The following is a 17,686-nucleotide window of genomic DNA, read 5'->3' as shown; positions in this document are numbered from 1 at the left end:
GGATCAGCGGGAAGTGCGCATCAGCGTAAACCAGTTGCAGGTCGGGTATGGTTCTTACGTCCTCATGCGCGACGTGACATTTGACGTGCATGCCGGAGACATCTTTTTTATCACCGGCGGTTCCGGATGCGGCAAAAGCACGCTTTTGCGGGTACTCATGGGGCTGAAGCCCCCGCAGTCCGGAAACGTCCTGTATGGCAAAACCGACTTCTGGGCCGGCAATGAAGACCAGCGTCACCAGTTGGTGCGTGAAACAGGCGTGCTTTTTCAAAGCGGCGCGCTGTGGAGTTCAATGACCCTGGCGGAGAACGTGGGCCTGCCCCTGCAGCAGTATACCGACCTCAGCGACGAGGCCATACGCGAACAGGCCAAGCTCAAGCTGGCTCTGGCTGGCCTTGCGGGTTTTGAGGACTACTACCCGTCTGAAATCAGCGGCGGCATGTGCAAACGCGCTGGACTCGCCCGCGCTCTGGCCCTTGACCCCAAAATTCTTTTTCTTGACGAACCCTCGGCCGGGCTTGACCCCGTCAGTTCCCGTCTTCTGGACGATCTCCTTCTGGAGCTGCGTGCAAGCCTTGGCACGACCTTTGTTATCGTTTCACACGAACTGGCCAGCATTTACGCCATTGCCAGCAATCTTATCTTTCTGGATGCCCAGACCCGCCAGGTGGCCGCCTGCGGCAATCCGCACCAGTTGCTGCACGCCCCCGACACAGCGCCCAGCGCCATGCTTTTTCTGACCAGGGGTGAACGCAGTCACGCCGAAACCGATCAGACGGAAACCTCCGGCGACTCCGAGCCGGACAAAGGAACGGCCCTATGAGTTCACAAAAATACAAAACCACGGTAGGCGCCTTTGTGCTGGGGGGGCTGGCCCTTCTGGCTCTGGGATTCATCGTGCTGGGCGGGGGCCGTCTGTTCAGCAACGACATGCAGTACGTGCTCTACTTCGACGGCTCCGTCAGCGGCCTTTCCACTGGCGCTCCGGTTGTGTTTCGCGGGGTTCCCATGGGCAGCGTGACACGCATCAACCTTGTGGCCAACACGCGGGACTCCAACGTCACCATCCCCGTTTACATCCGCATTGACGAACAAAGCTTCGTGCGCGCCAGAGGCTCGGCCCCCATTTCAGAATCCGTGCGCGAAGAAATCGTGCGCCGGATGGTGCAGCGCGGCCTGCGCGCCCGCCTGCAACTGCAAAGTCTTATCACGGGGCAGTACCGCATTGAGTTGGACTTTTTTCCCGGCACCCCGGCGGTCTTCCGTTCCGGCACGCCGGACTCGGAAATTCCCACCATACCTTCCCCCATCGACACCCTGCAGACCACGCTCTCACAGTTGCCGCTGGAGTCCATGGCCAGAGCCCTGGACAACATATTGCAAAATCTGGCCCAGGGCCTCGCCGACGACAGTCTCGGGCGGGGCCTCAGAGCCTTTACGCAGACGTTTGAAGAACTTGATGGTATTCTCAAGAACAGCGCACTGCGCCAAAATGCCGAAACCATCCTGCAAAGTCTCAACAAGACAGTGGCCACCGTGGACAGTCAGCTGCCTGCCACCCTCGCCACCCTGCGTTCCGCCCTTGAAAGCATGAGCCTTGCGGCGGACCAGTTGCGCGTGGTCACGGCCTCGGCCCAGAGCCTGCTCGGTCGGGATTCGCCCACCGTCAACGACGTTCGCCGGTTGATCAAGGACAGCATAGAAACCTTGCGGGCCATCCGCAATGTTGCGCAAATGCTTGAACGCAACCCTGAAGCCCTGATCATGGGCAGACAAGGAAAACGCTGATGCAACGCCAAGCCTTGTTTATTTTTCTGGCGCTCACGGTTTTGCTGGCCGCTTGCGCGCGCAGCACGCCCACCAACTTTTACCTGCTCGAAAGTCGCCTCACCCCCGTCTCCGCAGACAGCCTGCCCGCCAAAAGCCTGCGCGTGGCCCCTGTGAGCGTACCGGAGTATCTGGATCGCGAGGGCATAGTGAGCCGGGTGGGCGAATCAACACAACTTATCGTGGCCCAGTTTCACAGCTGGGGCGAACCCCTGAGTCACGGCGTGCGCCGCGTTACGCGCGAAGTGCTGACCCGGCCCATGCTGGAAGCCGGAATCAATGTTTTGCCCGCCGGTGACGAATCCACCGCAGACTATGTTCTGTACCTTGATGTGCAGCGCCTTGACGGCAATTTTGATCAAAAAGCCGTGCTGGACGTGCGCTGGACCCTGCGCAACAAATTCAATGACGTTCTGGCGCGCGGCATTTTTGTCGACGAAGAGCCCGTGCCGGGCAAGGGCTACGACGTGCTGACCGCCACAGAGAGCCGCCTGGTGCAGAAAATGGCGGAACACCTGGCCGGGCGACTTCCCACCCTCACGGGCGGCAAACGATGAGCATGGCCGCGACAGCGCAACGCAGTTGTATACTGCTGGTTGACGACGCTCCGGAAAATCTGCGCATCCTGAGCGAAAACCTGCGCGCGGACTACACCATCATGTTTGCCAAAAACGGGCCGGACGCGCTACGTCTGGCCAACAGTACGCCGCAACCGGACCTCATCCTGCTGGACGTCATAATGCCCGGCATGGATGGTTACGAAGTATGCCGCCGCCTCAAGCAAGAACCGGCCACGCGCGACATTCCCGTCATGTTCATCACGGCGCAGAATGAAGAAACAGACGAGGCCACCGGGCTCTCTCTCGGGGCGCAGGACTATATCGTCAAACCCTTCCGCGTATCTCTGGTTCGCAACCGCGTTGCAAACCAGCTTACGTACAAGCGCTACCGCGACCATCTCAACGAACTGGTGCACGAGCGCACCCGTCAGCTGGTCCTCACGCAGGAAGCCACCATTCACGCCATGGCCACTCTGGCGGAATGGCGCGACACAGAAACCGGGGCGCACATCAAGCGTACGCAAAACTACGTAAAAGCGCTTGCCCTGCATATGGCAAATCTGCCCAAATACCGCGACACGCTGAATGCCGACGCCATTTCCTGGCTGTACCTTTCTGCCCCACTGCACGACGTGGGCAAGGTCGCCATAGCCGACACCGTATTGCACAAACCCGGCCCGCTTACCGATCAAGAATACGAGTCAATGAAGGAGCACACCACGTATGGCAGAGCCGTTCTCGCCGCTGCGGACAAATTTTTGGGTGAAGACTCTTTTTTGAAGGTTGCCAGCGACATTGCCTACTGCCATCACGAAAGGTGGGACGGTCGTGGCTATCCCCGCGGCCTCGGAGAAGACGCAATTCCATTGTCGGCCCGGCTTATGAGTCTGGCCGACGTGTACGACGCCCTGCGCAGCCAGCGGGTATACAAGCCGGCCATGCCGCACGAAACTTCGGCCGACATTATTCTTGACGGCAAGGGCACGCAGTTCGACCCTGAGGTGGTGGAGGCATTTCTTGCGATTCAGGATGAATTCAAGGCCATTGCCGAACGGTACAGCGATTAGGGCCATGTCACGTTGAAATGCTCTGTGAGGAGGGACCCCACCCTCTAAAAACGTTATCGGCTTGGGGTTAGAGCATTTTCACTTTGAAATTGCTCTGGCGACTGCGTGAGCAGGCGCCCGTAGCGAAGGCGTAAGCGCAGCTTCAGCCGTTGCCCGCAGGGCTTACGGATGCTTCAAGCGTTGTGACGCAGGAAACTACGCTTGAAGACAGCACGCGTAACGACACGGCTTGCCCCATACAATCGCTGTCGCCATCCGTAAGCCCTGCGGGCAACGGCTGCCGCGAAGACAGCACCGCTATTTATTTGCGCTGTTAAGCGCCGAAGCATGCGTGTCTTAAACTTTGAGAATGTCCATTCTCAAAGTTAATCTGGTCTAAAGAAGTCAGTTTTTTCCAGGCGCTACAAGGCCGAACCTGCTCCCTCCCACATTACATAAAAAGTGCCCGCTGGACATGTCCGGCGGGCACTTTTTATGTATCTCCACATCAGAACGGGCATGCCTGCCCCACAAAAAAATCTGCGCAAACCAGGGAGTACACCCGTAAAAAATTCGCGCGCGGGTCAGTGAGCTCAGGGATTAACCATAACCTTTGCCGGGCGCAGAAGACGGTCGCCCAATTTATACCCGCGCTGCAATACGCGTGCGACAGATCCGGGAGCCAGTTCAGGCCGCGCGTCAAATCCCACAGCTTCGTGCAGAGCAGGATTGAACTCCTCCCCTTCTTCGCCGATAGGACACAGGCCGTGCTTGCCTGTAGCTTCAAGCAAAAGCTTGCGCGTCATGGCGATCCCTTGCATCATATCCTTGCACACTTCATTGGTGCTGCCATACTGCAACGCCAGATCGAGGTTATCGAGGCTCGGCAGCAAATCGCTCAAAACGTTTTCAGCGGCGTAGCGCACCTGTTCTTCATGTTCCCGCTTGAGGCGTTTTTTAAAATTGTCCATTTCAGCGGCCATGCGCAGGCGCATTTCTTCCTGCTCAGCCTTGCAACGCGCTTCTATTTCAGCGGCGGAGGGCTCAGATGATTGCCCCCAATGAACTTCAGGCATATCGTCCAGCGAGACAGGATCCACCACGCCATCCAAATCCTGCGGGTCCCCAGGATTGTTAAAATTCAGGCCGTCTTCAGAAAACTGGTCTTCCGTCGGCTCTGTCTCTCCATAAATTTTCTGCATTTTATGACGCTGCATGATTCCTCCCAAAGTCGCCCCGCCAGCAGCGGCGCGTTCATCTGATGTAACTAAGTTCCCCCTCCTTGACTGTCAAGGCTGCAAAGGCACTTGACGTTTTTACAATTTCAAATATAAGTTTATAAATAGATATTATGGTATTTAAAAATTCAATAAAATCGTGACCGACCAACCTTCCTGCCAATCCTTTACTATGCCTGCTGATTGATTTTGCCCTTCAATTACGCAATTCCGTTTCATGCCATGCTATTAGTTACTATTGCGAACACATTGCCGACATGTCCCTGAGTTAGCGTACTCCAAATCTGTTCTTCTTCTGCCCTGGAGGCTAATATAATGTCATGGCGCAACGGTTTTATTATCTGCTTTCTGCTATTCTCTCTACCAGCCATGGCTGAAGAGTCCACCTTCACGCCAAAAATTGGAGTCCAATCCCTGCCGGAACTCGTTTGTACCAATAAGGATTTCAAATACTGCGGCCAGATATCACCGCATCAGCTTCAGGTCACTGCGCCCGTTATTGAAGACCCGGACTGGTATTTTTCGCCGCCTGGATGCAACAGGCCCAAACCCCGCTATATGGGCTGCTGGGGGGAAACACAGTATCTGTTCGTTCTCAAGGAGGCCCTGCAGGGCAATCCTGTGGCCATGGCCGACCTCATCATACGGATACAATGCACTTCCTCCTCCCTGCCCCCAACCCATCCCGACATTCCCGACTTCATGCACTCCACAGCCTTCTGGCTTGACTGGGCGGCCCAGTACACCTCGCCAGGCTGGGTCTACGCACGACTGGCTCTTTACGACGAAGGCATCGGCCATACACGCAGCGCCTTCACCAGAGGAGCCTTTCTTGGCGATCCCAAATCCATGCACGCCTATGCGACCCGCTGGAACACGGGCTCAAACCTGCAATGGCTGCTTTTGGCTGCCGATGCAGGCTATGCCCCTGCCGCACATGAGATATCACGCTGGTACCGCTTTGGGGGAGAAAAGTCCGGCTATACCCTGCCCAATTCCCCTGACCAGTCCCTGGCCCACAAATACCTCACCATTGCCATGAACAAAGGACATGCCCCTGCCTTCGGCGATGCTGTTTATGAAATACTTACCTCGGATGATGCCCAGGCCCGCCTGAAAGACGCCTACATGTACACGCAGATAGGCCGTGCCCTTGAGGAGTCGGATAACGGGCTTCTGCTGGTCGGCAGGCCCCTGCCCTTTGTCAAACCCATATGCCTTGACGATGTGCTTGGGTATGCCCGGTACGAGCTCATGCCCCCACATTCCCCCTTGCGCAACGCAGAAACGCAGTTTAGTCAGATTGCAAAATTTGCCAAAGGATTACAGCAAATTGATCCGCAAGATCAGGTTGAAGCCACAATCAGCGCCGTTGCCTGGCTGCGCGCCTTCCAGACGCGGCTAGAAGCGGATATGGCCGCTGAACGCGCTCGCAGGGGCGCGCTCACCGCCCGCCTGCGCGAGGTATGCCTTCCGGCAATTGACTACCTTGCCACCCTGCCGGACCCACCCATCGGGAAGGGCAGCCCCTATGGCGGTCCCGTCACCACCACCGGAATGTCCCGATTCGCCGCACCCGATTTCGCCATAGGCAGATAGCCGACAGTCCCACGTCGGCACTCAAACCCCTGCCCGTTTTTGCTCGCCACTGACCCCATTCTGACGTTGCCGCGCTGGATCAGGGGAGCCTCGACATTCCTCCGGCCCTTCTGTATATTCCCCCCAACTGAGGTGAGGAAAATACTATGACATGCCGGACATTGACACTGCATAGCGAGCAGGAATGGCCCAAGCTCGCCCAATGGCTGCAAGGGCGCCACAACCCCGGTGACGGGGTGGAAAGCGCCGTGCGTGATATTATCGCCGCGGTACGCGAAAAAGGCGATGAAGCCCTGGTGGAGTATACCCGCAATTTTGACTGCCCGGATTTCGCGCCACCGCTTCGTGTGAGCGAGCAGGAAATAGCGCGCGCCGCCGCTGCCGTTCCCGCCGAAAACAGGGAAGTCATCAGTCAGGCTGCCATCCATATCCGTGCTTTTCACGAAGCCCAACTGGAAAAATCGTGGTTCACCACAAGGCCTGACGGCAGCATTCTCGGGCAGCACGTTCTGCCTATGGACGCTGCGGGGCTTTATGTACCCGGCGGACAGGGCGGCAATACGCCGCTCATCTCCAGCCTGCTCATGTGCGCCATCCCCGCGCAGGTGGCCGGGGTTCCGCGCCTTGCCATCTGCACTCCGCCGCGCAAGGACGGCAGCGTCAACCCGCACATTCTCGCCGCCGCCCATCTGCTGGATATCGAAGAAGTCTACCGTGTGGGCGGGGCGTGGTCCATTGCGGCCATGGCCCACGGCACGGAAAGCATCGCGCCCGTTGATGTCATTGCCGGGCCGGGCAATATTTTCGTCACCACCGCCAAACGCCTGGTGCAGGGCATGGTCGGCATCGACATGATCGCTGGCCCGAGCGAAGTTCTCATCCTGGCTGATTCCTCCGCCAATCCCGCGTGGGTGGCGGCGGACATGCTTTCGCAGGCAGAGCACGACACGCTTGCCTCCGCCATCTGCGTCACTGACGACCCGCGTCTGGCCGAAAGCATCCGGCAGGAACTGGACAAGCAGTGCATGGCCCTGCCCAGAGCCACCACCGCCGCCCGGTCGCTTGAAGAGTGGGGAGCCATTGTGGTTACGCCCAATCTGAGCGTGGCCGTGGCCGTGGCAAATATGGTGGCCCCGGAACATCTGGAAATCTGCACGCGCGACCCCTGGGGCGTGTTGCCGCATATCCGCCACGCAGGGGCCGTCTTTATGGGACAACACAGCCCCGAAGCCGTGGGCGACTACTTTGCAGGGCCCAACCACGTGCTGCCCACCCTGGGCACGGCGCGCTTTTCCTCAGCCCTTTCGGTACAGACATTCTGCAAAAAAACCAGCATTGTGGCCGCGTCATCGACTTTTATACAGCAAAATATGCAGGCCATAGCCGCTCTCGCCCGTATGGAAGGGCTTGAAGCGCACGCCCGCAGCGTGGAAGCACGCGCAAAAAAATAATCAGGCTGACAAGTATCAGGAGCCCTCATGAAAGTTGTTGTCAAGACAGACATCAGCGCCTATCCCCTGCTCTCTCGCGGGAAGGTTCGCGACATCTACAACGTGGACGAAAAAACCCTGCTCATTGTCACCACAGACCGCATGTCGGCCTTTGACGTGATCATGAACGAGCCCATCCCGTACAAGGGCGTGATCCTGAATCAGATCACCCTGTTCTGGATGGAAAAATTCAGGCACATCATCCCCAACCACCTGGTTGAAAGCGACGTCAACCGCTTCCCGGCGGAACTGGCCCCGTGGAAGGACGAGCTTGAAGGCCGTTCTGTGCTGGTGCGCAAAGCCAGCCCGTTGCCTGTGGAGTGCATCGTGCGGGGCTACATCACCGGGTCCGGCTGGAAGGATTACCAGGCCACCGGCTCTCTGTGCGGCTACGCCCTGCCTGCCAACCTGCGCGAGTCCGACAAGTTGGAGCCCGCCATCTTCACGCCTTCCACCAAGGCGGAGCTGGGGCAGCATGACGAAAACATCAGCGTGGCCCAGGCTGCGCAGCTTATGGGTGAAGACCTGGCCCGCAAGGTTGAAGAAACGTCTTTGGCCATCTATGAGGCAGGCCGCGCGTATGCTGCTGGCCGTGGAATCATCGTGGCCGACACCAAATTTGAATTCGGCATGATTGACGGCAAGCTGCATCTTATTGATGAAGTGCTCACGCCCGACTCTTCACGCTTCTGGCCTGCGGACCAGTACAAGCCCGGACAGGGTCAGCCCAGTTTTGACAAGCAGTACCTGCGCGACTGGCTGAAAAAGCAGCCCTGGAACATGCAGCCTCCGCCTCCGCCGCTGCCTGAAGAAATTATCACGGCAACTGCCAATAAATACAAAGAAGCTTACGAAATTCTTACAAAATAATTCCTTCAGCCAACGCGCCGCCTTGTTGCGGCGCATCGGCTGACCCGGCCTTTGCTTGTGCGTATCTGCAGATTGCGCCGAGCACTGGCAAAGGCCGGGGAGCATACGTCGGCTTTTGCCGCAACGCGGCCCGACGACTGGCAGACTTAAGGCGTGCTTGCAGTATGCCAGGCGCTTCAGGCCTGCCGTGGCGGTTTGCCATGCGCGCAAGCCAGGGCCACCCCCGAGGGCCGCGCAGCGGATAATCACACCGCAGGCGCTTCCGACAGATTTTTATTACAGCCGCGCCGTCACAGACGGCAGCGGTGAAAAACAACCATTGCCGGCCATGGCCGGACTGTATTCTCTTAGGAGGACTCATGCTGCTGCAAGGAAAGAAAGCCCTGATAATGGGACTGGCCAACAATAGAAGCATCGCATACGGCATCGCCGCTGCCCTCAAAGCTCAGGGCGCGCGCCTTGCTTTCAACTATGTGGGCGACGCCATTAAAAAGCGCGTGGAACCTCTGAGTGAAGAACTGGGCGGCGAATTTACCTTCCAGTGTGACGTGTGCGACGATGGGCAGATTGACGACGCTGCGGCCCTTGTCAAAGAAAAATGGGGCGATCTGGACATTCTGGTGCATTCCGTGGCTTTTGCCAACCGGGATGACCTTTGCGGCCGCTTTGTGGACACGTCGCGTGATGGTTTCAAGCTTGCGCTCGAAGTTTCGGCCTATTCCCTTACCGGGCTGTGCCGCGCATTTGAACCGCTCCTTACCGAAAACGCCTCTGTGCTCAGCATGACTTACCACGGGTCCACGCAGGTCATCCCCGGTTACAACGTCATGGGCGTCGCCAAGGCCGCGCTTGAGGCCTCCGTGCGCTACCTGGCGTATGATCTCGGCCCCAAGGGCGTGCGCGTCAACGCCATCAGCGCCGGGCCCATCAAAACGCTGGCCGCCTCGGCCGTGTCCAGCCTCAAGGATATTTTCAACATGGTGGAGAGCAACTCTCCCCTGCGCCGCAATGTGACTACCGCCGATGTCGGCGGTGTGGCGGCCTTTCTGGCTTCAGATCTGGCCCACGCCGTTACGGGGCAGGTTATTTACGTGGACAGCGGCTTCAGCAAGGTGGGCGCGACCGCCTGAGGATAAAAACTATGGGCAACCTGACGCTCAACGCCTTGGCCATTACGGTGCTGTCGGCCCTGGCGCTTTGGGTTTTTTACCGCTCGGCCAAAATTGAAAAAAAGCGGGCGGATGAAGAGCGCAAAAAGAAAAAGACTCCTGGGCAGGAATAGGCAATGCTTATAAAAATCCTGCTGACTGTGGCCATTGTGGGGGGCCTGTTCTGGATGCTGACCAAAACTGGCGGCGGCATCTGCTGAATGGGCTTTCGCCCGCCACCCCTCCGGCGGAGGGATGAAAAAAAATCTGAGAACGAAAAAACGCCGCCCGAGAGCAAACCTTAGGCGGCTGGCATAGGGTTGAACGGCAGTAGCCCATAATTTTTAGCATTTTTTTCTTGCCTTCTTTGTGCATATGCCATATACAGGTTCGGCTTTGCACGACGAAGCAATGCGGAGAGGTGTCCGAGCTGGTCTAAGGAGCACGATTGGAAATCGTGTGTACGTTAATAGCGTACCGAGAGTTCGAATCTCTCCCTCTCCGCCATATTTCAAGGGGTTACTGGATAACAGTAGCCCCTTTTTCTTTATCTCATCCCAGCTATTCGTGATGTCATTCGTGGTGCCCGGAGCAATTTCACTTTGCTATTGCTCTGGCGGTTGCGTGGCAGGCGCTTATTGTGAAAGCCAAGCGCGGGTTACCCACTCTGGTACGCGTTGTAACGGGCGTGGCTTACCCTTTTCATTCGCAAAGAGCATCCGCGTAACATCCTGAGGGCTCGCTGCTTCTCTGGTTTCCTCATACAGCACGGGGTACCCTTGAAATGCTGTCTTAATGCGAGACTCCATATCCCCCTGCCTGACCCATTGAAAACCACTGTAGCACACAGCACTTGTTGGACAGGTTATGAAATCTTGCCAGAGGCATCCGGAGAGGCCCGTTTACGTTGCCACTCAGGATGGGACTCGGCCCGGCACGAAATACTGTATCCGCATCAGAATTTCGAATTGTTTATAAATAATGTTAAACAATTGCGTGTTTATTTACAGCCTGATAGTCAGCATGACAGTCGCATACACAGCGAAGACCTTGCAGAAGGCACTCTCTAACCAGCAGGTTGCGGAAAAACGGACAGGTCTTCCTATGAAGCTGCCCATAATGGCGACTGCTTTTATTGGCGATTGCCCGTGAACGGGCAGCCTTTCCCCGGGCCAGAGCATTTTCACCGTAAAACCGTATTGGCGACTGGTGGGCGACTGGTACGTGGCGTTCACAGTGGGGGAACAAATGCAGGCATTTGCGAAGTTATGCGTTGAAGCGGGCCTGTCGGAACCATTGTGTATGTGGATCGTCAAAGGTGGTCCGCCTTGCCATTGAATACGCAATGGATCGCCCTACAAACACTATCTTTTGACAAAAGGCGCTACGATGAAACTGAAGCCTTTCGACAAGGTGCTGGTGCGCTCTGCCAAATCAGAACCATGGACGGCAACATTTTATTCGCATGCCGAACGTGGTGGGCATGTTACGCTGGACAGGCGCGCACTGTGGACAGAAGGTAACATTCTTCCATATGATGATATGACCAGCCACCTTCTGGGCGCAACAGAGGACTTTGTTCCCCCTGCTGATGAAGCAACGCTCTTTACGTGCGGGCAATGGGTGGAAGTCCGTTGCGGAGCAGACAAGCTTTTTGTCAAGGCGCTGTATCTCTATTGTGACCAGACATGGGACAAGCCCGTCCATTTTGTGTTTGACCCAGTAAAGAACAAAAAGCTTGGCATTACGGTAGGCGAAGGCATCCGTCCGGTACAGGCTTCTTGCACGTAACTGACGGCATCTCACGCGTGTGCTTGTAAAGAAACGGACCTGCCGGGCACGCCGACATGCGGAAAAATTCTGCATGCACACAGCCAGGACATTTTACCCCTGAAAACATGTTCTGTGCTTACCCGGCTCAAAAACGGCAGCCCCTTTCTGCCCCTGCAAGACTATTTTATCTTCAGGTTTTATGGCGCAAAGTCCGGGCGGCGCAGATGGCGCTCGACGCAGCCCGCCCGCGTAGCTCAAGGTGGATGCTCAGAGTGGATGCTCAAAATGGCCGTGTATTACCGGGCGGTCTTTACAGGCGTTGCATACGGTCTGAAGAAGTTTTTTTCACGTCAGTCAGCCTGTGCGCACAGGCTGCGGCAACAGACGCCTGCAAAAACAAAGATACCCTGCTCTCGGCCAGCGCCGGGATCAGGGTATCTTTTCGCTGCCGCCTTGCGGGCGGTGGCTTCTATCGTGCGCTCAGCAATGCCGCCTGATGCACAGCCTCAATAAGGCTGTATTCACTGGCTATGCCCTTTCCGGCTATGTCAAAGGCTGTTCCGTGACCCACGGAAGTCCGGATCACGGAAAAAAACGTTATCCGCCAAAGGACAGGTAGCCTGGGCAATAGATTGCAAGGTCATCTGGCGTTTCCGCATCGTAAACAACGCCGTCAAAGCCTTTATCCATGCAGTCGCGCACCAGAGACATGATCCCGTCAGCGCCGCCCCGCACCACATCCAGGGTGATGCTGTACGTTTTTACTCCGACCTGATGGAGGTTTTCCACCCGATTGCCGCTGGGGCAGATGTGGTCTCTTGCCCAAACCTCCGTGGCTTCATGCGGCTTTACAAAAAACTTGATTCCCTCATGCGCGGTCAGCCCATGGCGGAACCCCCGTGCCTCCGGTCAGACGGTCGCCCACAAAAAGAACCACGCCGGTGACTATCACAACACAAATGCCAAGCTCAACGCCAAGCAGGCCCGCATTCCAGACCTTGGAAAGATCAAGCCCGGTACCGGGCGCAAAGGCGAAAAACGGAATGAGTCCCGCAGGAGCGGCCTTGAAAAAATCCCTCATATCTTTGTCGAAGTAGCCTAGAATCATGCCCAGAGCCAGGGGGAAGACGGCGCCAACCATCATCTGCCAGGGAAAGACCGAAAGCCCGGCCACACCCAGCGTTACCATGGTAAGAAAGAGGCCGGATTCAAGACACATAATGGAATATGAGGCAACATCCCTGGGCCTGCCGTATTGCCCCATGAGGGCCATATACAGCCCACCAGGAACCCGTTCCATAGTCTTTTTGATCTGCATGGCTGCACCCTCCAGCCGCGTAACCGCATCCCGCATATCGGGGCAAGAAAAAAAATGATTGATTTGCGCAACAAAATGGCACAATAAACCCGAAGGAACATGCAAAAAATACAAAATGCCCCGTTTTCTGGCACACTCAGGAATTCATGGCAGAGTGAGTAAAATGCGCAATAATTTTTAGTTGTACCAGAAAAATGCGGTTTTTATAAAATTTTTGCGTAATTCGCGCATATTATATACACCAAGAAGTCTTACATTTATTCCCACTTCAAGGTATATATCGGCTAATCACGTACAGGAAGGATAACTATGCGGCGAAGCAGAGAACGGCGTACGGCCATGCTCGAAGCCATCGCGAGCGGAGCCAACGACATAAAATTATTGGCTGAAAAATTTGGAGTTTCTTTTTCCACTGTACGGCGCGATTTGCAAAGGCTCTCCAAAGAAAAAGCCGTGGCCCGCACCTACGGCGGCGCAATGCTTGCGCCCTGTATTCAGGAAGAAAACTATCCCGTTCGCGAGTGGCAGCACCGCGCTGCCAAACAGGCCATAGCCCAGGCGGCGGCGGCACTGGTTGAAAACGGCGAAACCATCATCCTTGACGGCGGCTCCACCATTACCTCCATGGCCCGTTTTCTGTATGACAAAGAACTCACCGTCATCACGAACAATATCAAGCTCACCGCCATTCTTGCGGATGCGCCCAACATAAAAACCATCTTTCTGGGCGGCTCCATCCGGCCGATCAGCATGAGCGCATATGGGCCTTTCGCCGAAGACGCCCTGCGCTGCCTTACGGCCGATAAGGCTTTTACCAGCGGCAACGGCCTTCTGGCCGAACGTGGCCTGTGTGAAGCCACGCTGGAGCAGATATCGCTCAAGCTGCTCATGATGCGCCAGGCCAAGGACACATTCGTGCTGGTTGACGCCTCCAAACTGGGCTGTGCTCCACAGCCGGTCTGGGCGCAACTGCCACTGACCTGGACCCTTGTCACTGACGCGGATGAAGCTCTTTGCCAGCCCTTCGCGCAGGCCGGGGCGAGTCTGATGTGCGTCAACGCTTCCGGCGCAGACAACGAAACCAGGGAAGAATGACACGCCAGCAGCCTCGCCCCCGGTGACGCAATCGCGCAATTTCACTTTGTAGTGCTTTGTGGGGGCTATCTTGTGAGAGAGGGACTCTTTTGCAAAAGGGTCTCCTCCCCACGCCTCCCCAAACTCTTATTGTATCATACAATAGAGCATTTTAACTTTGAAAAAATGTAAATGCTCTAACGCTGCACGAAGGTGCAGAGCGCCACAACGTGGCGTGGATTCAGCCGAGCTTTGGCCGTTGCGACGAAGGAAGCTACGGATGCTTAAAGCGTTGTGACGCAGGAAACTACGCTTGCTTCAGCCGTTGCGACGCAGGAAACTACGGATAAAGACAGCATGAGTAACCATACATCTTGTTCTGTGTAATCGCTGTCGCCATTCGTAAGGCTCGTAGACTCGCCAACGACTGCCGCGAAGACAGCATGCGTAACGACACGGCTTGTCCCATACAATCGCTGTCGCCATCCATAGCGATGCTGTCCTGCCCCGTAAGACGGTTCCGTCAACGGTTCAGGCAAGCCCTCTGCGGGCGCGTTAGCCGTTGCAGCGTCAGCGGCTTACGGATAACGACAGCGACTCTTTGGGTAAGATTTTGCGTAACTCATTGCCGTCTTTATCCGTAAGCGGTAAAGACCCGCTAACGGCTACCGCAAATCGCATTTTCGGCTGAATGAAAACTTTGAAATATGAAGTAATTCAAAATTAATCTTCTCTGATGCAAAGTTTTTCTGGGCTGAAGCGGGAGTTCCAGAGGCAGCGGCTTCCGGCCATCACATCATCTCAGGGGTTGTCTGCTCCGCCCTCCATTGCAAAGCAAAAGGCCCGTGGCTTTTGCCACGGGCCTTTCAGCAGCACACAAGCCAGAACGCCTGCTGATCACGCTTTTTTATGCCGACGCGCGCGGGCGCGCAAAGCCGAGCGCCACATCCATGAAAGCACCAGCCCCACCGCAATGCCGATAAAGGCATAGGTGTTGCGCGTGGCATTGGGAGCGGCGTTGGCCCACCAGTTGGCGGCATGGCTCCATGCCGTATGGTATAACGTCCACCCCAGAGCGCCAACCAGCACAAGCACGGCAAACGCGCCTCCAAGCCAGAACAGGGGTATGGGTTCCTGCCAGAAAAAGGACGTTCTGTAAAAGCGCCTCTTGGCCATGCACAGGGCCAGCAGCACCACGCACACCATTGCCGCCGTGAGCCAGGAAAAGCCGTTGAGCAGCGCGCCGACAATGCCCAGGCTCAACAAGACGACAGCCATGCGAAAAGCGCGCGCCTGCCTGCGCTCCAGACCGTAGGAGACAAACAGCAAAGCCGCGCCCGAAAGGCAACTGACAAAATGCCCTATGGTCGTTACATGATAGGGCCCCATGATATGCAGCATGGCAAGGGTATGACGCCCCAGGGGCAAGGTGGACGACACCAGCAGAATAACACCTGCCGAAAAACACATATAGGCCGAAATCGTGTGTGAAAGCACCGAAAGCCAGCGGCCCGTGCTGCGCAGCATGTCACGCCGCTGGCGCACCTCGTAGACAGCCAGCAGCAGGGCCGCTGCCAGCAGGGGAATAATGAAATAGATGAGCCTGAACAGCAGCACGGCGGCAAAAACCATCTGCTCGTGAGATGTGTGGGTAAGGTGCAGGATAACCAGTTCAAACACGCCCACCCCGCCAGGAATGTGCGTCAGCACCACTGCCACCTGGGCCATGAGATAGCTTGGCAAAAAGTCGATGAAGCTGATGCCCATGTCGCCGGGCAAAAGCACGTACATGCAGGCAGCCGCGGCCACAATGTCAACGCCAGCCACCAGAGCCTGCGCAATGGCTATGCGTGGCGGCGGGAAGACGAATTCCTTGCCGAAAATATGCACAGGCTTGCGGATGAAGAAACAGAGGGCCAGATAGGAGCAGGCGATGGCAAAAAGAATCACGCCAAGAATGCGCACGTCTTTCAGGGGCATCCTGACCAGCAGCTCATCGGGGATGATGGGCGGCGCAACCATGAAGATCACCCCGCACAGCCCCAGCGCCCCTACCCAGAAGGTTACGGCCAGCATGAGCACAAGGCGCACAATATCCGTGAGCGAAAAACCCCATGCCGAATAAAACCGGTAGCGCACGCTGGTACCGCCCAAGAGGGCGCCAAAGTTGTAGCTCACGGCCTGTCCCACAAAGGACACAAGGCCAACGCGCGGCAAGGGCAGACTTTTGTGGATGGCTTTGAGGGCCAGCCAGTCATACCCCACCAGAATTATGTAGTTGATCACCATCAACCCGAGCGACAAGGCAATGCGCGCACTGGATATCTGGTTGAGACTTTCACGGATCTGGGCAACGCTGTAGCTTTTGAGCTTGTGATACAAAAGATATACCGCCAGCAGAAAAACGGCGGAGATCAATAAAGGCCCGAGATATCGTAAGTATTTTTTCATAATCTGCTATTGCTGAATTGCGGCTGATGCCCGGAGTGTTTTGAAAACATTTTTTTAGCATATACGCTGTGCCAGTACCGCGCAAGTGTCAACTGCATACCATTAACATCGTTATCTTACTTACAGGGCTGGAATTTTTTCTCAGGGCTTGACCGAAATCTGAGCAGAGGGTAATGTGGAAGCCGGGTAAGGGGTTTTTCCCTCCCGCCTTGGCCAGAGTGGTTTCGCTATATACGTTAGCTGCTCGGCGTGAATTTTTCGGCAAAATTCACGCCGCGAGATTGTCGCAAGGCCAGATATTTTGCCTCAAGGCGGCAACTCAAGCGCTCTAAACGCTCATGCGGGCACAGCTGAGTTTTGCCGGGCAGCCAGATTTTACTCGTAAAAAACATTTATTGGATAACGCATGCTCCGCTGCCTGGGCAGCGGCGCTTTTTTTGCGTTGTGAGGTTCGACATGACTAGCATCCCCATTTCCGTACAAGGCTACAAGGCACTGGAAGACGAACTGGCCCGCCTGAAGAGCGAGCGCCCGGCCATTATTCAGGCCATCAAGGAAGCCAGAGAAGAAGGCGACCTGCGCGAAAACGCCGGCTATGACGCCGCGCGCGAGCGTCAGGGCATGGCCGAAGCGCGCATCAAGTACATTGAATCGCGCATGGCCCTCTATCAGGTTATCGACCTCGATAAGCTTCGCGGCGACAAGGTCATTTTTGGCGCAACCGTTGAAATGGAAGACGTGGACAGCGGCGAAGCCAAGACCTACACCATTCTTGGACCCGATGAGGCCGACCCCACCAAGGGTTCCATCTCTTTTCTTTCGCCTGTGGGGCAAGCCCTGCTGGGCAGGGAAGTGGGCGATGAAGTTTCCGTGGATATTCCGCGCGGCCGCGTCACCTATGAAATCACCGGCATCAGCTTCAAGGGCAGCGAGGCCCTCAAGTAACCAGCGGGCCTGACGCGGACAACGTTGCGAACAGACTCCGCAACGTTTGGTTTGCAGCCATGACCTCGGCCCACCAGCGCGAACAACCAGCGTGCTGTTTACGCCGCAAGCCCCAAGGGCAGCGGCTGAAACCGCGCTTACGTCTCCACGGCGGGCGCCTGACAGTGCCGTGGTTTGAGCCGTGTGGAATACAAATCGCTCTGGATCAGATCAAATTGAAATGCTTCACATTTCAATTTGCCATTCAGCCGAAAAGTACTATGTTTGCCTGAATCCGCGCTATGTTACGGTGCGCCGCACTCTCGTGCAGCGTTAGGGCGTACACCCTTTTTCAAAGGCAAAATGCG

Annotated in this window: 18 protein-coding genes and 1 tRNA gene; 14 read left to right on the top strand and 5 right to left on the bottom strand. The window is 56.3% G+C overall.

What is annotated here, in order from left to right; all coding sequences use genetic code 11:
• Window positions 1-64: 64 nt before the first annotated feature.
• The 5 genes from ACZ5DH_RS03720 to ACZ5DH_RS03700 all read left to right on the top strand — a co-directional run bounded on the left by ACZ5DH_RS03720 (window position 65) and on the right by ACZ5DH_RS03700 (window position 3,771).
• Window positions 65-823, top strand: a complete 759-nt coding sequence (locus ACZ5DH_RS03720; RefSeq protein WP_464256496.1) for an ABC transporter ATP-binding protein — start codon at window positions 65-67, stop codon at window positions 821-823.
• Complete coding sequence (locus tag ACZ5DH_RS03715; protein WP_464255810.1) at window positions 820-1,788, top strand: MlaD family protein; 969 nt, start codon at window positions 820-822, stop codon at window positions 1,786-1,788. Before ACZ5DH_RS03720 ends, ACZ5DH_RS03715 begins: the two co-directional genes overlap by 4 nt.
• A complete protein-coding gene (locus ACZ5DH_RS03710; RefSeq protein ID WP_464255809.1) occupies window positions 1,788-2,384 on the top strand; it encodes a PqiC family protein in 597 nt (198 codons plus the stop codon). Before ACZ5DH_RS03715 ends, ACZ5DH_RS03710 begins: the two co-directional genes overlap by 1 nt.
• A complete protein-coding gene (locus ACZ5DH_RS03705; protein ID WP_464255808.1) occupies window positions 2,381-3,454 on the top strand; it encodes an HD domain-containing phosphohydrolase in 1,074 nt (357 codons plus the stop codon). The genes ACZ5DH_RS03710 and ACZ5DH_RS03705 overlap by 4 nt, the downstream gene beginning before the upstream one ends.
• Before the next feature lie 182 nt (window positions 3,455-3,636).
• Entirely contained in the window at window positions 3,637-3,771 is a 135-nt protein-coding gene (locus tag ACZ5DH_RS03700) for a hypothetical protein (protein WP_464255807.1), read from the top strand.
• A gap of 255 nt (window positions 3,772-4,026) precedes the next feature.
• Here ACZ5DH_RS03700 and grpE read toward each other — a convergent pair whose 3' ends face one another.
• A complete protein-coding gene (gene grpE / locus ACZ5DH_RS03695) occupies window positions 4,027-4,650 on the bottom strand; it encodes a nucleotide exchange factor GrpE (RefSeq protein WP_464255806.1) in 624 nt (207 codons plus the stop codon).
• 336 nt (window positions 4,651-4,986) lie between these two features.
• On the opposite strand from grpE, the gene ACZ5DH_RS03690 reads away from it, so the two are divergent.
• From ACZ5DH_RS03690 to ACZ5DH_RS03660, 7 genes are all read left to right on the top strand, one after another.
• Window positions 4,987-6,270 carry a hypothetical protein gene (locus ACZ5DH_RS03690; protein ID WP_464255805.1) on the top strand — a complete coding sequence of 428 codons (1,284 nt, stop codon included), beginning with the start codon at window positions 4,987-4,989 and terminating at the stop codon, window positions 6,268-6,270.
• Window positions 6,271-6,416: 146 nt separating this feature from the next.
• Window positions 6,417-7,721, top strand: a complete 1,305-nt coding sequence (hisD, locus tag ACZ5DH_RS03685) for a histidinol dehydrogenase (RefSeq protein ID WP_464255804.1) — start codon at window positions 6,417-6,419, stop codon at window positions 7,719-7,721.
• 27 nt (window positions 7,722-7,748) lie between these two features.
• Window positions 7,749-8,630 (top strand): phosphoribosylaminoimidazolesuccinocarboxamide synthase, encoded by an 882-nt coding sequence (locus tag ACZ5DH_RS03680; RefSeq protein WP_464255803.1) that lies wholly within the window; start codon window positions 7,749-7,751, stop codon window positions 8,628-8,630.
• Window positions 8,631-8,989: 359 nt separating this feature from the next.
• Window positions 8,990-9,760 carry an enoyl-ACP reductase FabI gene (locus ACZ5DH_RS03675; protein WP_464255802.1) on the top strand — a complete coding sequence of 257 codons (771 nt, stop codon included), beginning with the start codon at window positions 8,990-8,992 and terminating at the stop codon, window positions 9,758-9,760.
• 11 nt (window positions 9,761-9,771) lie between these two features.
• On the top strand, window positions 9,772-9,912 hold the full coding sequence (locus ACZ5DH_RS03670; RefSeq protein WP_464255801.1) for a hypothetical protein: 141 nt from the start codon (window positions 9,772-9,774) through the stop codon (window positions 9,910-9,912).
• Between the two features lie 281 nt (window positions 9,913-10,193).
• Window positions 10,194-10,285 (top strand) — tRNA-Ser (locus tag ACZ5DH_RS03665).
• Window positions 10,286-11,167: 882 nt separating this feature from the next.
• Window positions 11,168-11,569 (top strand): hypothetical protein, encoded by a 402-nt coding sequence (locus ACZ5DH_RS03660; RefSeq protein WP_464255800.1) that lies wholly within the window; start codon window positions 11,168-11,170, stop codon window positions 11,567-11,569.
• 451 nt (window positions 11,570-12,020) lie between these two features.
• Here the strand turns inward: ACZ5DH_RS03660 and ACZ5DH_RS03655 are convergent, their stop codons facing one another.
• From ACZ5DH_RS03655 to ACZ5DH_RS03645, 3 genes are all read right to left on the bottom strand, one after another.
• Window positions 12,021-12,137: a 4-hydroxythreonine-4-phosphate dehydrogenase PdxA gene (locus ACZ5DH_RS03655; RefSeq protein WP_464255799.1), complete on the bottom strand. Its 117-nt coding sequence runs from the start codon at window positions 12,135-12,137 to the stop codon at window positions 12,021-12,023.
• 11 nt (window positions 12,138-12,148) lie between these two features.
• Window positions 12,149-12,340, bottom strand: coding sequence for a hypothetical protein (locus ACZ5DH_RS03650; protein WP_464255798.1), 192 nt, complete (start codon window positions 12,338-12,340; stop codon window positions 12,149-12,151).
• Window positions 12,341-12,419: 79 nt separating this feature from the next.
• Window positions 12,420-12,869: a 2-keto-3-deoxygluconate permease gene (locus tag ACZ5DH_RS03645; RefSeq protein ID WP_464255797.1), complete on the bottom strand. Its 450-nt coding sequence runs from the start codon at window positions 12,867-12,869 to the stop codon at window positions 12,420-12,422.
• Window positions 12,870-13,178: 309 nt separating this feature from the next.
• Between ACZ5DH_RS03645 and ACZ5DH_RS03640 the strand changes: the two genes are divergently transcribed.
• On the top strand, window positions 13,179-13,964 hold the full coding sequence (locus tag ACZ5DH_RS03640; RefSeq protein ID WP_464255796.1) for a DeoR/GlpR family DNA-binding transcription regulator: 786 nt from the start codon (window positions 13,179-13,181) through the stop codon (window positions 13,962-13,964).
• An 876-nt stretch (window positions 13,965-14,840) separates the two neighbouring features.
• On the opposite strand, the gene ACZ5DH_RS03635 is transcribed toward ACZ5DH_RS03640, so the two are convergent.
• Window positions 14,841-16,394 (bottom strand): putative bifunctional lysylphosphatidylglycerol flippase/synthetase, encoded by a 1,554-nt coding sequence (locus ACZ5DH_RS03635; protein ID WP_464255795.1) that lies wholly within the window; start codon window positions 16,392-16,394, stop codon window positions 14,841-14,843.
• Between the two features lie 456 nt (window positions 16,395-16,850).
• Between ACZ5DH_RS03635 and greA the strand changes: the two genes are divergently transcribed.
• A complete protein-coding gene (gene greA, locus ACZ5DH_RS03630; protein WP_464255794.1) occupies window positions 16,851-17,339 on the top strand; it encodes a transcription elongation factor GreA in 489 nt (162 codons plus the stop codon).
• Window positions 17,340-17,686: the final 347 nt, after the last annotated feature.

This window comes from Desulfovibrio simplex, assembly GCF_055387835.1.
The sequence above is the reverse complement of the archived record's forward strand: the minus strand, read 5'-3'. Positions and strand labels throughout refer to the sequence as shown.

Excerpts from the sequence above, each read along its gene's own strand:
- ACZ5DH_RS03720 (WP_464256496.1), top strand. The coding sequence starts at position 65 with ATGCGCGACGTGACATTTGACGTGCATGCCGGAGACATCTTTTTTATC.
- ACZ5DH_RS03715 (WP_464255810.1), top strand. The coding sequence starts at position 820 with ATGAGTTCACAAAAATACAAAACCACGGTAGGCGCCTTTGTGCTGGGG.
- ACZ5DH_RS03710 (WP_464255809.1), top strand. The coding sequence starts at position 1,788 with ATGCAACGCCAAGCCTTGTTTATTTTTCTGGCGCTCACGGTTTTGCTG.
- ACZ5DH_RS03705 (WP_464255808.1), top strand. The coding sequence starts at position 2,381 with ATGAGCATGGCCGCGACAGCGCAACGCAGTTGTATACTGCTGGTTGAC.
- grpE (WP_464255806.1), bottom strand. The coding sequence starts at position 4,650 with ATGCAGCGTCATAAAATGCAGAAAATTTATGGAGAGACAGAGCCGACG.
- ACZ5DH_RS03690 (WP_464255805.1), top strand. The coding sequence starts at position 4,987 with ATGTCATGGCGCAACGGTTTTATTATCTGCTTTCTGCTATTCTCTCTA.
- hisD (WP_464255804.1), top strand. The coding sequence starts at position 6,417 with ATGACATGCCGGACATTGACACTGCATAGCGAGCAGGAATGGCCCAAG.
- ACZ5DH_RS03680 (WP_464255803.1), top strand. The coding sequence starts at position 7,749 with ATGAAAGTTGTTGTCAAGACAGACATCAGCGCCTATCCCCTGCTCTCT.
- ACZ5DH_RS03675 (WP_464255802.1), top strand. The coding sequence starts at position 8,990 with ATGCTGCTGCAAGGAAAGAAAGCCCTGATAATGGGACTGGCCAACAAT.
- ACZ5DH_RS03670 (WP_464255801.1), top strand. The coding sequence starts at position 9,772 with ATGGGCAACCTGACGCTCAACGCCTTGGCCATTACGGTGCTGTCGGCC.
- ACZ5DH_RS03660 (WP_464255800.1), top strand. The coding sequence starts at position 11,168 with ATGAAACTGAAGCCTTTCGACAAGGTGCTGGTGCGCTCTGCCAAATCA.
- ACZ5DH_RS03645 (WP_464255797.1), bottom strand. The coding sequence starts at position 12,869 with ATGCAGATCAAAAAGACTATGGAACGGGTTCCTGGTGGGCTGTATATG.
- ACZ5DH_RS03640 (WP_464255796.1), top strand. The coding sequence starts at position 13,179 with ATGCGGCGAAGCAGAGAACGGCGTACGGCCATGCTCGAAGCCATCGCG.
- ACZ5DH_RS03635 (WP_464255795.1), bottom strand. The coding sequence starts at position 16,394 with ATGAAAAAATACTTACGATATCTCGGGCCTTTATTGATCTCCGCCGTT.
- greA (WP_464255794.1), top strand. The coding sequence starts at position 16,851 with ATGACTAGCATCCCCATTTCCGTACAAGGCTACAAGGCACTGGAAGAC.